11 protein-coding genes and 2 tRNA genes are annotated in these 13,581 nt (G+C 53.1%); 2 read left to right on the top strand and 11 right to left on the bottom strand.

Annotation, left to right across the window (positions count from 1 at the left end; genetic code table 11):
* Window positions 1-94 precede the first annotated feature (94 nt).
* The 4 genes from infB to OGY07_RS02430 form a co-directional block, all read right to left on the bottom strand.
* A complete protein-coding gene (gene infB / locus OGY07_RS02445) occupies window positions 95-2,776 on the bottom strand; it encodes a translation initiation factor IF-2 (RefSeq protein ID WP_042291835.1) in 2,682 nt (893 codons plus the stop codon).
* Window positions 2,777-2,800: 24 nt separating this feature from the next.
* Complete coding sequence (nusA, locus tag OGY07_RS02440; protein WP_042291836.1) at window positions 2,801-4,288, bottom strand: transcription termination factor NusA; 1,488 nt, start codon at window positions 4,286-4,288, stop codon at window positions 2,801-2,803.
* A 28-nt stretch (window positions 4,289-4,316) separates the two neighbouring features.
* Window positions 4,317-4,769: a ribosome maturation factor RimP gene (gene rimP, locus OGY07_RS02435; RefSeq protein WP_042292047.1), complete on the bottom strand. Its 453-nt coding sequence runs from the start codon at window positions 4,767-4,769 to the stop codon at window positions 4,317-4,319.
* A gap of 207 nt (window positions 4,770-4,976) precedes the next feature.
* Window positions 4,977-5,053: transfer RNA gene (locus OGY07_RS02430), tRNA-Met, on the bottom strand.
* Between the two features lie 298 nt (window positions 5,054-5,351).
* On the opposite strand from OGY07_RS02430, the gene argG reads away from it, so the two are divergent.
* On the top strand, window positions 5,352-6,695 hold the full coding sequence (gene argG, locus OGY07_RS02425) for an argininosuccinate synthase (RefSeq protein ID WP_042291839.1): 1,344 nt from the start codon (window positions 5,352-5,354) through the stop codon (window positions 6,693-6,695).
* A 213-nt stretch (window positions 6,696-6,908) separates the two neighbouring features.
* On the opposite strand, the gene OGY07_RS02420 is transcribed toward argG, so the two are convergent.
* The 6 genes from OGY07_RS02420 to rlmE form a co-directional block, all read right to left on the bottom strand.
* Window positions 6,909-6,995: transfer RNA gene (locus OGY07_RS02420), tRNA-Leu, on the bottom strand.
* A 9-nt stretch (window positions 6,996-7,004) separates the two neighbouring features.
* Window positions 7,005-7,337: a preprotein translocase subunit SecG gene (secG, locus tag OGY07_RS02415; protein WP_042291843.1), complete on the bottom strand. Its 333-nt coding sequence runs from the start codon at window positions 7,335-7,337 to the stop codon at window positions 7,005-7,007.
* 228 nt (window positions 7,338-7,565) lie between these two features.
* A complete protein-coding gene (gene glmM, locus OGY07_RS02410; RefSeq protein ID WP_042291845.1) occupies window positions 7,566-8,903 on the bottom strand; it encodes a phosphoglucosamine mutase in 1,338 nt (445 codons plus the stop codon).
* Window positions 8,896-9,744, bottom strand: a complete 849-nt coding sequence (folP, locus tag OGY07_RS02405) for a dihydropteroate synthase (protein WP_060571064.1) — start codon at window positions 9,742-9,744, stop codon at window positions 8,896-8,898. The genes glmM and folP overlap by 8 nt, the downstream gene beginning before the upstream one ends.
* Before the next feature lie 87 nt (window positions 9,745-9,831).
* Window positions 9,832-11,763: an ATP-dependent zinc metalloprotease FtsH gene (gene ftsH, locus OGY07_RS02400; protein ID WP_042291851.1), complete on the bottom strand. Its 1,932-nt coding sequence runs from the start codon at window positions 11,761-11,763 to the stop codon at window positions 9,832-9,834.
* A gap of 99 nt (window positions 11,764-11,862) precedes the next feature.
* Window positions 11,863-12,492 carry a 23S rRNA (uridine(2552)-2'-O)-methyltransferase RlmE gene (gene rlmE / locus OGY07_RS02395; protein WP_042291855.1) on the bottom strand — a complete coding sequence of 210 codons (630 nt, stop codon included), beginning with the start codon at window positions 12,490-12,492 and terminating at the stop codon, window positions 11,863-11,865.
* A 126-nt stretch (window positions 12,493-12,618) separates the two neighbouring features.
* On the opposite strand from rlmE, the gene yhbY reads away from it, so the two are divergent.
* A complete protein-coding gene (gene yhbY / locus OGY07_RS02390; RefSeq protein WP_042292049.1) occupies window positions 12,619-12,912 on the top strand; it encodes a ribosome assembly RNA-binding protein YhbY in 294 nt (97 codons plus the stop codon).
* A gap of 155 nt (window positions 12,913-13,067) precedes the next feature.
* Here the strand turns inward: yhbY and greA are convergent, their stop codons facing one another.
* Entirely contained in the window at window positions 13,068-13,544 is a 477-nt protein-coding gene (gene greA, locus OGY07_RS02385; protein WP_042291859.1) for a transcription elongation factor GreA, read from the bottom strand.
* Between the last annotated feature and the right edge of the window lie 37 nt (window positions 13,545-13,581).

Genomic DNA, 13,581 nt, shown 5'->3' with positions numbered 1-13,581 from the left:
CGGCAAGAGTGTGAATCCCCGGGAGCATAGATAACTATGTGACCGGGGTGAACACTCGTAGCCAACGCAGTTGCGGTCCGAAAGACGACAAAGATTATGCGATGGTACGTTGGATCTCGATAATCTCGAACACTTCGATCATATCGCCGACGCGAACGTCATTGTAGTTCTTCACGCCGATACCACATTCCATACCGTTACGGACTTCGTTGACGTCATCTTTGAAGCGGCGCAGGGATTCCAGCTCGCCTTCGTAGATAACCACGTTGTCGCGCAGAACGCGGATCGGGTTGTGACGTTTGATCGTGCCTTCGGTAACCATACAGCCCGCGATCGCACCGAATTTCGGTGATTTGAACACATCACGCACTTCAGCCAGACCAATAATCTGCTGTTTCAGTTCCGGAGACAGCATACCGCTCATCGCCGCTTTCACTTCGTCGATCAGGTTATAGATGACGGAGTAGTAACGCAGATCCAGGTTTTCCGCTTCGATCACTTTGCGCGCAGACGCATCGGCACGTACGTTGAAGCCAACCAGAATCGCGTTGGATGCTGCCGCCAGGGTCGCGTCGGTTTCGGTGATACCGCCCACGCCGGAACCGATGATCTTCACTTTCACTTCGTCAGTAGACAGTTTCAGCAAGGAGTCGGAGATCGCTTCCACAGAGCCCTGTACGTCGGCCTTCAGCACGATATTCACTTCGTGAACTTCGCCTTCGGTCATGTTGGCGAACATGTTCTCGAGTTTCGATTTCTGCTGACGCGCCAGTTTGACTTCACGGAATTTGCCCTGACGGTACAGTGCAACTTCACGCGCTTTCTTCTCGTCACGCACCACGGTCACTTCATCACCCGCAGCCGGTACGCCGGACAGACCGAGGATTTCCACCGGAATCGACGGACCCGCTTCCAGCACTTCCTGACCCAGTTCGTTACGCATCGCACGAACGCGGCCATATTCGAAGCCACACAGCACAATATCGCCTTTATGCAGGGTACCTTCGCGAACCAGAACGGTAGCAACCGGGCCACGTCCTTTATCCAGGAAGGATTCGATGACCGCGCCGCTCGCCATGCCTTTACGTACCGCTTTCAGCTCAAGTACTTCGGCTTGCAGCAGGATCGCATCCAGCAGCTCGTCGATGCCCGTACCGGCTTTTGCCGATACGTGGACGAACTGGCTTTCACCGCCCCACTCTTCCGGCAGAATGCCGTACTGGGACAGTTCATTCTTCACGCGATCCGGATCCGCTTCCGGCTTATCGATTTTGTTCACTGCAACCACCACCGGCACACCCGCCGCTTTCGCGTGCTGGATAGCTTCGATGGTCTGCGGCATCACGCCGTCGTCTGCGGCAACAACCAGAACCACAATATCCGTTGCCTGGGCGCCACGCGCACGCATGGAGGTAAACGCGGCGTGACCCGGGGTATCCAGGAAGGTGATCATGCCGTTGTCGGTTTCAACGTGGTACGCACCGATGTGCTGGGTAATGCCGCCCGCTTCGCCAGAGGCCACTTTCGTGGAACGGATGTAGTCCAGCAGGGAGGTTTTACCGTGGTCAACGTGACCCATGATGGTCACTACCGGTGCGCGCGGTTCAGCCGCTGCGCCGGTGTCACGGTCGCTCATTACCGCTTCTTCCAGCTCGTTTTCACGACGCAGGATCACTTTGTGGCCCATCTCTTCGGCAACCAACTGCGCGGTTTCCTGGTCGATGACCTGGTTAATGGTGGCCATTGCGCCCAGTTTCATCATCGCTTTGATGACCTGAGAGCCTTTCACCGCCATCTTGTTCGCCAGTTCGCCAACGGTGATAGTTTCGCCAATCACAACGTCACGGTTAACGGCTTGCGCTGGCTTCTGGAAGCTCTGCTGCAGCGCGGAACCTTTACGCTTGCCGCCTTTACCGCCACGAACCGCTGCGCGCGCTTCTTCGCGATCGGCTTTAGACTCAGCGTGCTTGTTGCCTTTCTTCGCCGGACGGGCCGCTTTCGTGTTGCGACCGCGGCCACGGCCGCCTTCAACTTCACGATCGTTCTCGTCTTCAGCCTGGCGGGCATGCTGAGAAGTGGTGACGTGATAATCACTGGTGTCTTCAGTCGGCTCAGTGTTATCCGTCCATTTGTTTTCTTCCGCCATACGGCGAGCTTCTTCCGCTACGCGACGCGCTTCTTCTTCAAGCTTGCGGCGCGCTTCTTCTTCCGCTTTACGCTTCAGCTCAGCAGCTTCATTTTCACGGCGGGCTTTTTCGGCCTGGGCGGTTTTGGTCATATCGTCAGTCTGTTGATTGCTCACTTTGTCTTTTTCCGCAGCTTCACGTTTCGCTTTTTCAGCGGCGTCACGCTTAGCTTGTTCTGCGGCCTCACGTTCAGCTTTTTGTTGCGCCTCGCGTTTGGCTGCTTCTTCTGCCTCACGACGGGCTTGCTCTTCCGCTTCACGCTGCGCTTGCTCCTCCGCGGCGAGACGTTCAGCCTCTTGCGGGTCGCGTTTCACAAATGTGCGCTTCTTGCGGACTTCGATTTGTACCGATTTGCTTTTTCCACCGGTACCAGGAATGTTCAGGGTGCTACGCGTTTTACGTTGCAGCGTCAGCTTATCCGGGCCTGAACCGTTTTCACGGTTCAGGTGCGCCAGTAAGGTCTGTTTTTCTTGTGCGGACACAGAGTCATCAGCAGACTTCGGGATACCGGCATCAGCAAATTGCTGTACCAGGCGTTCCACGGAGGTCTGTATCTCTGCGGCCAGCGTTTTTACGGTTACATCTGTCATGCTGTTCCTTCCTGCTACAGTTTATTACGCTTCGTCACCGAACCAGCAAATATTACGGGCAGCCATAATCAGCTCTCCGGCTTTTTCGTCGGTCAACCCTTCGATATCAGCCAGATCATCAATGCCCTGTTCGGCGAGATCTTCCAGCGTACAAACACCACGGGCAGCCAGTTTGAAGGCCAGTTCACGATCCATACCGTCGAGATTCAGCAGATCGTCAGTCGGTTTGTTATCACCGAGGCTTTCTTCCTGGGCCAGTGCCAGAGTGGTCAGTGCGTTTTTAGCGCGCTCGCGCAGCGCTTCAACGGTCGGCTCGTCAAGGCCGTCGATTTCCAGCAGTTCTTTCATTGGCACGTAGGCCAGCTCTTCCAGGGTTGCGAAACCTTCTTCAACCAGAACTGTTGCGAACTCTTCATCAATATCGAGATATTTGGTGAAGGTATCGATGGCGGCGTGGGCTTCAGCCTGATGTTTTGCCTGCAGGTCATCAACGGTCATTACGTTGAGTTCCCAGCCGCTCAGTTGCGAAGCCAGACGGACGTTCTGACCGTTACGTCCAATCGCTTGCGCCAGATTACCCGCTTCGACGGCGATATCCATGGTGTGTTTGTCTTCATCCACCACGATAGACGCGACGTCAGCAGGCGCCATTGCGTTAATGACGAACTGCGCCGGATTATCGTCCCACAGAACGATATCAATACGCTCGCCGCCCAATTCGGTCGACACCGCCTGAACGCGCGCGCCGCGCATACCTACGCAGGCGCCGACCGGGTCGATACGCTTGTCGTTGGTTTTCACCGCGATTTTCGCACGGGAACCCGGATCGCGAGCCGCCGCTTTAATTTCGATCACTTCTTCGCCAATTTCCGGCACTTCAATGCGGAACAATTCGACCAGCATTTCCGGTTTGGAGCGGGTAACGAACAGTTGCGCACCGCGCGCTTCCGGACGGACTGCATACAGTACGCCGCGGATACGGTCGCCCGGACGGAAGTTTTCACGCGGCAGCATATCTTCACGCAGGATCACGGCTTCAGCATTATTTCCGAGATCCAGTGAGATGTTGTCGCGGTTCACTTTCTTCACTACGCCGGTGATGATTTCACCTTCGTGTTCACGGAACTGATCGACAACCATCGCGCGTTCGGCTTCACGTACTTTCTGTACGATAACCTGTTTTGCCGTCTGGGTGGTGATACGGTCAAAGGTGACAGATTCGATCTGATCTTCAACGTAGTCGCCCAGGTTCAGGCTTTCGTCTTCAAAACGCGCCGCTTCGAGCGTAATCTCTTTCGTCGGCTGGGTTACTTCTTCAACAATCAGCCAGCGACGGAAGGTATCGAAATCACCGCTTTTACGATCGATTTCTACGCGAACGTCGATCTCTTGTTCATATTTTTTCTTAGTTGCTGTAGCCAGCGCACTTTCCAGCGCTTCAAAAATCTTCTCGCGTGGCAGCGCCTTTTCGTTGGATACGGCTTCAACAACAGCCAAAATTTCTTTGTTCATCGCGGGCTTTTCACCTCAATCCAGACTGTTAAAAGTGGGGAACCAGGTTCGCCTTCTGGATATTACTCAGCGCGAACACTTCATCTTTTCCTTCGACTGTGACGGTAATCATTTCACCATCCACCGCTTTAATCACGCCCTGCCATTTACGGCGGTTCTGTACCGCCATGCGGAGTACCAGCGAAACGTCTTCACCCAGGAAACGCGCGTAGTGTTCAGCAGTGAACATCGGACGGTCGAGCCCCGGTGAGGAGACTTCCAGGTTATACGCCACCGTGATCGGATCTTCTACGTCCAGTACAGCGCTCACCTGATGGCTCACATCAGCACAATCATCAACATTGATGCCATCTTCACTATCAATATAGATGCGCAGTGTGGATGTGCGACCGCGAATAAATTCGATGCCGACCAGCTCGTAACCTAAGGCTTCAACTGGCGCTGTAATCATCTCTGTTAATTTTTGCTCTAATGTGGACAAGCCCACCCCCAAGACATAAAAAAAGGGCCTAAAGCCCAGTTATTCTGTAGTCAGATAACAAAAAACCCCGATAAATCGGGGCTTTAGATAACTGAACCCTATAACCGCAACTGCGGTCTGGAGAACCTTCCGAAAGAATTTTTTTCAAATCCAGCTACGAAGGCCTAAGTCTTCACAGTATATTTGAAAAAGAACTCTAAGGGAAAGTGGTTGCGGGGGCCGGATTTGAACCGACGACCTTCGGGTTATGAGCCCGACGAGCTACCAGGCTGCTCCACCCCGCGCCTGAAACGTGGCAAATTTTACTCGTTTTGGGTAAAAGATGCAAATACTGCTGGGATTTGGTACCGAGGACGGGACGTAAAATCTGCGGCTATTATATTGATTACTCCCCCATTGTGTCAACCTTGTTAACAGCATCCTCTCGCGACACGCCATCGGCGCGAATGGTGGAAAAACGCATGAAACACTTCCTGTCTTGCGAAAAAGATGTTTAAATGAAAACTCATTTATTTTGCATAAAAATGCAATAAGAGCAGAAAGCCGATCTCACCATCAGTCTATCAAGCAGGGTTTTATTTTATGACGACGATTCTCAAGCATCTTCCGGCAGGTCAACGTATTGGTATCGCTTTTTCCGGCGGACTGGACACCAGCGCAGCACTGCTGTGGATGCGACAAAAAGGGGCTGTCCCATATGCATATACTGCGAATCTGGGTCAGCCAGATGAGGACGATTACGATGCGATTCCTCGTCGCGCAATGGAATACGGTGCAGAGAACGCTCGCCTGATTGACTGCCGTAAACAGCTGGTTGCCGAAGGTATCGCGGCGATTCAGTGTGGCGCATTTCATAACACCACTGGCGGCCTGACCTATTTTAATACCACGCCACTGGGCCGCGCAGTAACCGGCACCATGCTGGTTGCCGCGATGAAAGAAGACGGTGTGAATATCTGGGGTGACGGCAGCACCTATAAAGGAAACGATATTGAGCGTTTCTACCGCTACGGTCTGCTGACCAACGCTGAGCTACAGATTTACAAACCGTGGCTGGACACCGACTTTATTGATGAGCTGGGTGGTCGTCACGAGATGTCTGAATTTATGATCGCCTGCGGCTTCGACTACAAAATGTCTGTCGAAAAGGCGTATTCCACGGACTCCAATATGCTCGGCGCGACGCACGAAGCCAAAGACCTCGAGTTTCTGAACTCCAGCGTGAAGATCGTTAATCCGATCATGGGCGTGAAGTTCTGGGACGAAAACGTGAAAATCCCGGCGGAAGAAGTCACCGTACGTTTCGAACAGGGGCATCCGGTGGCGCTGAACGGCAAAACGTTTAGCGACGATGTGGAGATGATGCTGGAAGCGAACCGTATCGGCGGCCGTCATGGTCTGGGCATGAGCGATCAGATTGAAAACCGTATCATTGAAGCGAAAAGTCGCGGTATTTATGAAGCCCCGGGGATGGCGCTGCTGCATATCGCCTACGAACGTTTGCTGACTGGCATTCATAATGAAGACACTATTGAGCAATATCATGCGCACGGACGTCAGCTGGGCCGCCTGCTGTATCAGGGCCGCTGGTTTGACTCTCAGGCACTGATGCTGCGTGACGGTCTGCAACGCTGGGTCGCCAGCCAGATCACCGGTGAAGTCACGCTGGAACTGCGCCGCGGTAATGATTATTCCATCCTCAATACCGTTTCAGAGAATCTGACCTACAAACCGGAACGCCTGACGATGGAAAAAGGTGACTCTGTATTCTCACCGGACGATCGTATCGGTCAGTTAACTATGCGTAATCTGGATATCACCGACACCCGGGAGAAGCTGTTTGGCTATGCGCAGTCTGGCTTGCTCACCGCCTCTTCCGCGACCGGTCTGCCGCAGGTAGAGAATCTGGAAAATAAAGCGAAGTGATCGGAAAAGATGCTTTTCACCAGGCCGCGTATGCGGCCTTTTTTATACGTGGCGTCACCCTGTATACTGGATAAGCGTGGCGCCATCAGGCTTCGTGAATAATGTCGAATGTCGGCGCAACCACTATTCGGCAGGCAAATGACCACAGATAGCAAGAGTCATAAATAAAAGACGAAAAAAAAGACGCTTTTCAGCGTCTTTCTTTCGGAATATTGGTACCGAGGACGGGACTTGAACCCGTAAGCCCTATTGGGCACTACCACCTCAAGGTAGCGTGTCTACCAATTCCACCACCTCGGCACGAAAATCTTATTGTGGGATATCGCTGGTCGGCTTAGCCGGAGCCGCAGGCTGAGTCTGCTCGGTTTTCGCCGGCGCGCTCAGATTTTCCCACTCACTTCCTTTATTGGTTTTATTGCTGTTGATATTGCCCAGCACCAGACTGATGATGAAGAACAACGTCGCCAGCACAGCCGTCATTCGGGTCATGAAGTTACCAGAACCACTTGAACCAAACAGCGTAGCGGAAGCGCCTGCTCCGAAGGAGGCTCCCATATCAGCGCCTTTACCTTGCTGCAGCATGATCAGACCGACAAGGCCAATTGCCACAATAAGGAAAACTACCAAAAGAGCTTCGTACATAATCAACCTGTTCCTTGCGGAGTTGCCGCATACCAATGCTTCAAACCAATAAAGTGGGATAAGCTACTGTTTCCCACTGAAGCGGGTGTGAATACTAACCAAAGCGAATGTCCTTCGCAAGGGCAATTTTAGGCCATTGTATCAACTGCGGAAAAAAACAGCAAAAGCATGCCATTTCTACCTGCAACAGGCGGCATTTGCCGCCTTTTTATGCAGTAAAAAGGACCTTTACACCGCCTTTACAGCCTCTGCGATACGGTGAGCGAATTCAGTGACCTGGGCTTCGTCCTCGCCTTCCACCATCACGCGGATTAACGGCTCGGTGCCTGACTTACGTAGCAGCACGCGACCGCGGTTGCCTAACGCCGCTTCCACATCCGCCGTTATCGCCTTCACGGTTTCGTTTTCCAACGGATCGCCGCTGCCGGCGGTATAGCGCACGTTAACGAGGATCTGCGGAAACATTTTCATGCCGCTGCAGAGATCGTGAAGACTCATATGGTTACGCACCATTGCCGCTAATACCTGCAGTCCCGCCACAATGCCGTCGCCCGTGGTGGTCTTATCCAACAGAATGACGTGCCCGGAGTTTTCCGCACCGATACGCCAGCCTTTTTCCTGCATTTTTTCCAGCACGTAGCGGTCGCCTACTTTGGCACGGGTGAACGGAATGCCCAGCTGTTTGAGCGCCAGCTCCAGCCCCATGTTGCTCATCAGCGTACCGACGGCGCCGCCGCGTAATTGTCCCTGACGCAACGCTTCACGGGCGATGATATACATGATCTGATCGCCATCGACTTTGTTGCCTTCATGGTCAACCATGATCACGCGGTCACCGTCACCGTCCAGGGCAATCCCCAGGTCGGCTTTTTCCGCGACAACGCGCGCCTGCAGAGCACGCACATCCGTCGCGCCCACTTCTTCGTTAATATTGACGCCGTTCGGTTCACAGCCAATCGCAATGACCTTCGCGCCCAGCTCGCGCAACACGTTGGGCGCGATGTGGTAGGTCGCGCCGTTCGCGCAATCGACAACAATTTTTAACTCATTCAGGCTCAGTTCATTCGGAAATGTGCCTTTGCAGAACTCAATATAGCGTCCTGCGGCGTCCACAATACGGCTGGCTTTACCCAGTTCAGCGGAGTCCACGCAGGTGATCTCTTTTTCCATTTCTGCTTCAATGGCTTCTTCCACCGCATCCGGCAGTTTGGTGCCATCAATAGAAAAGAACTTAATACCGTTGTCATAGAACGGATTGTGCGACGCTGATATCACAATGCCAGCCTCTGCGCGGAAAGTGCGCGTCAGGTATGCCACGGCGGGTGTCGGCATCGGGCCGGTAAATGAGGCGGATAAGCCCGCCGCCGCCAGTCCCGCTTCCAGGGCCGACTCCAGCATATAACCGGAAATACGCGTATCTTTACCGATGATGATTTTACGGGAGCCGTGGCGCGCAAGCACTTTACCGGCCGCCCATCCCAGTTTAAGCACGAAATCAGGGGTGATCGGGGCATCGCCAACGCGACCACGGATTCCATCGGTACCAAAATATTTACGGTTACTCATAGCGTTTGTTTTCCTTTGCGGACAATGTGGCTTCGACCACACGCATCGCTTCTACGGTTTCTTTGACGTCATGGACACGAATGATCTGCGCTCCCTGCATGGCCGCAATTACCGCGCAGGCCAGGCTGCCGCTCAGTCGCTCTGAAGGTCCGACGTTGAGCAACTGGCCCACCATCGATTTGCGCGACATTCCCACCAACAGCGGCAGATTAAAATGATGAAACTCAGATAAACGCGCCAGTAATGTATAGTTGTGGGAGAGATTTTTACCGAAACCGAATCCCGGGTCGAGTAACAATTTCTCTTTTGCGATACCCGCCCTTTCACAACGTGCTATCTGCTCAATAAAGTAGCGATTAACTTCAGCGAATACGTCGTCATATTTCGGCGCCTGCTGCATGGTTTTCGGTTGCCCCTGCATGTGCATTAAGCAAACGGGCAAACCGGTTTCCGCTGCGGCTTCCAGCGCGCCGGGTTCAGAAAGCGAGCGGATGTCGTTAATGATGTGAGCGCCCACTCTGGCTGATTCGCGGATCACCTCCGGCTTTGATGTATCCACTGAAATCCAGACTTCAAAACGCTGCGCAATCGCCTCAACAACCGGAATCACCCGCTGCAATTCCTCTTCCACGCTGACATCAGCCGCGCCAGGACGCGTTGATTCGCCACCAACATCAATAATGGTGGCACCGGCGTTAATCATCAGATTCGCATGCTTCACGGCCTCGATCAGCGTGTTATGCGTTCCACCGTCAGAGAAGGAGTCTGGGGTGACATTGAGAATGCCCATCACATGCGGATGGCTAAGATCAAGTGAAGTGCCCTGGGCGAAGAGTTGCATAATGTTATCCCTGGTATGAAATCATAAAAAACCCCGGAGCAAGCCCCAGGGTTTTCATTAACGCGCAGTCATCAACAATGGTATGACTTATTTGTCGCCTAACTGCTCTGACATGGTATTGCCCGGGTTCGGCGTACGGGGTTCATCAACCGGACGCGGCGCACGCGGGGTGCCATTGTTGTCAGAATTGTTAGAGCCGGGTTCTTCCCAGCCAGCTGGCGGGCGAACGTCACGGCGTGCCATCAGGTCATCAATCTGCGGCGCATCGATGGTCTCGTATTTCATGAGCGCATCTTTCATTGCGTGCAGGATGTCCATGTTATCGTTCAGAAGCTGACGCGCACGATTGTAGTTACGTTCAATCAGCGCTTTCACTTCCTGGTCGATGATACGCGCGGTTTCATCGGACATGTGTTTGGCTTTCGCGACGCTTCGACCAAGGAACACTTCACCCTCTTCTTCCGCATACAGCAACGGACCGAGTTTTTCCGAGAAGCCCCATTGGGTCACCATGTTACGCGCCAGGTTGGTCGCCACTTTGATGTCGTTTGACGCGCCGGTAGAAACGTGTTCAACACCGTAGATGATCTCTTCTGCCAGACGACCACCGTAAAGCGTCGAAATCTGGCTTTCCAGTTTCTGGCGGCTGGCGCTAATCGCGTCGCCCTCAGGCAGGAAGAAGGTCACACCCAGCGCACGACCGCGCGGAATAATCGTCACTTTATGCACCGGATCGTGTTCCGGCACCAGACGACCGATGATCGCATGGCCAGCTTCGTGGTAAGCGGTCGATTCTTTCTGCGCTTCCGTCATCACCATGGAGCGACGTTCCGCACCCATCATGATTTTGTCTTTCGCTTTTTCGAATTCAACCATGGAGACCACGCGCTTGTTGCCACGCGCAGCAAACAGGGCCGCTTCGTTCACCAGGTTCGCCAGGTCCGCACCGGAGAAGCCAGGCGTACCGCGGGCAATGATGGCCGCATCGATATCCGGCGCCAACGGCACGCGACGCATATGGACTTTCAGGATCTGTTCACGACCGCGCACATCCGGCAGCCCCACCACGACCTGACGGTCAAAACGGCCTGGACGCAGCAGCGCCGGGTCAAGAACGTCCGGACGGTTTGTCGCCGCGATAACAATAATACCTTCGTTACCTTCGAAGCCGTCCATCTCAACCAGCATCTGGTTCAGCGTCTGTTCACGTTCATCGTGACCGCCACCCAGACCTGCGCCACGCTGGCGGCCTACGGCGTCGATTTCATCGATGAAGATAATGCACGGCGCCGCCTTCTTGGCCTGTTCGAACATGTCACGTACGCGAGACGCACCGACACCAACAAACATTTCCACGAAGTCAGAACCGGAAATGGTAAAGAACGGTACCTTCGCTTCACCGGCGATGGCTTTCGCCAGCAGGGTTTTACCGGTACCCGGCGGCCCTACCATCAGAACGCCTTTCGGGATTTTACCGCCCAGTTTCTGGAAACGGCTCGGCTCGCGCAGGTATTCAACCAGTTCACCGACTTCTTCTTTCGCTTCGTCACAACCTGCTACGTCGGCAAAGGTGGTTTTGATCTGATCTTCCGTCAGCATGCGCGCTTTGCTCTTACCAAACGACATGGCGCCTTTGCCACCGCCGCCCTGCATCTGACGCATGAAGAAGATCCAGACACCGATCAACAGCAGCATCGGGAACCAGGAAATAAAGATGGAAGCCAGCAGGCTCGGCTCTTCCGGTGGTTCACCCACAACCTTGACGTTTTTCGTCAGCAGGTTATCAAGCAGCTTCGGATCGTTAACCGGAATGTAGGTCGTGTAACGGTTACTATCTTTCTTGGTAACGTTGATCTCACGTCCGTTAATACGTGCTTCACGAACCTGGTCGTTGTTGACCTCTTGCAGGAAGGTAGAGTAATCCACCTTACGGCCATTAGACTCGCTGGGCCCAAAGCTCTGGAATACTGACATCAGCACAACGGCAATGACCAGCCAGAGTATTAGGTTTTTCGCCATGTCACTCAAGGGATTAACCTCTTATTACAACTGTGTTAAAAACAGCGTCAGGATACTCTATATCCAGCGTCTTTCAAACTTTCGTCTGAAATCGACCAGTTATGGTTTACGCCCGGTCGCTACAATATACACTTCACGCGAACGTGCGCGAGAAGAGTCCGGCTTACGAACTTTCACCTTCGTAAACAGGGAGCGAATTTCCCTTAGATACTCATCGAAACCTTCGCCCTGGAACACCTTCACTACAAAACTTCCACCCGGCGCTAGCACATCACGACACATTTCTAACGCCAGTTCCACCAGGTACATGGCGCGGGGGATGTCCACCGCCGGTGTTCCGCTCATGTTTGGTGCCATATCTGACATGACAACTTGTACTTTACTGTCACCCACGCGTTCCAGCAGCGCTTTCATCACTAGTTCATCACGAAAGTCGCCCTGAAGAAAGTCCACACCAACAATAGGATCCATAGGTAAAAGATCGCAAGCGATGATGCGGCCTTTGCCGCCAATTTGCGAGACCACATACTGTGACCAGCCTCCTGGCGCGGCACCGAGATCGACAACCGTCATTCCCGGCTTAAAGAGTTTGTCACTTTGCTGTATTTCATCAAGTTTAAACCAGGCACGGGAACGTAACCCCTTTTTCTGTGCCTCTTGAACATATTTATCGCTAAAGTGTTCCTGAAGCCAGCGACTCGAGCTGGCAGAACGCTTTTTACCTGTCATTTAACTTTCCCATCCGGGCAGAACATCGTTGCCATACGGCGTAAATTTCAACGCACTATTTGGTGATATATGGGAGATGGCGGTAGAATGACCCGTTTTCAATCCCAACGTAAGCAAAAATATACGATGAATCTGAGTACTAAACAAAAACAGCACCTGAAAGGTCTGGCACATCCGCTCAAGCCGGTCGTTATGCTTGGCAATAATGGTTTGACCGAAGGGGTACTGGCCGAGATTGAACAAGCGTTAGAGCACCATGAACTTATCAAGGTGAAAATCGCATCAGAAGATCGCGAAACCAAAACCTTGATCGTGGACGCTATCGTGCGCGAAACCGGCGCCTGTAACGTACAGGTCATCGGTAAAATGCTGGTGCTTTATCGCCCAAGTAAAGAACGTAAAATCTCGCTGCCGCGCTAAGAATATCCTGACGTTGAACACAAATTCTGTGTAAAACGAGGGATTTTCCGCTGGCAGGAGAGCAAAATGCCACGCTCTGTTCGTTGATAAAAGGCCGCTATGCGGCCTTTTTCCTTTCTTTACAATACATCAACATCTTGAGTATTGGGAAATTCTTACAGGTATTCGACCCTGGTGATCTCATACTCAACTTCGCCGCCCGGCGTTTTGATGACCACAACGTCATCCTGCTCTTTGCCAATCAGACCGCGGGCAATCGGCGAATTCACCGAAATCAGGTTTTGTTTAAAGTCGGCCTCATCATCGCCCACGATGCGCCAGGTCTGCTCTTCATCGTTATCAAGATTCAGCACGGTGACCGTCGCACCGAAAACCACGCGACCGTTGTTAGGCATTTTTGTAACGTCGATCACCTGCGCATTCGACAGTTTCGCTTCGATATCTTTGATGCGGCCTTCGCAAAACCCTTGCTGCTCACGCGCGGCGTGATATTCCGCATTCTCTTTGAGATCGCCGTGTTCGCGCGCTTCAGCGATAGCGGCGATAATTTCAGGGCGGCGTACAGATTTCAGAAAATCCAGCTCTTCGCGCAGTTTTTCTGCGCCGCGTAAGGTCATCGGAATAGCTTGCATTTGTTATACCTCTTAAACATTCCTGTAGGGGGCAATG

The organism is Citrobacter sp. Cs237 (assembly GCF_030332325.1).
GTDB classification, from domain to species: Bacteria; Pseudomonadota; Gammaproteobacteria; order Enterobacterales; family Enterobacteriaceae; genus Citrobacter_A; species Citrobacter_A sedlakii.
The sequence above is the reverse complement of the archived record's forward strand: the minus strand, read 5'-3'. Positions and strand labels throughout refer to the sequence as shown.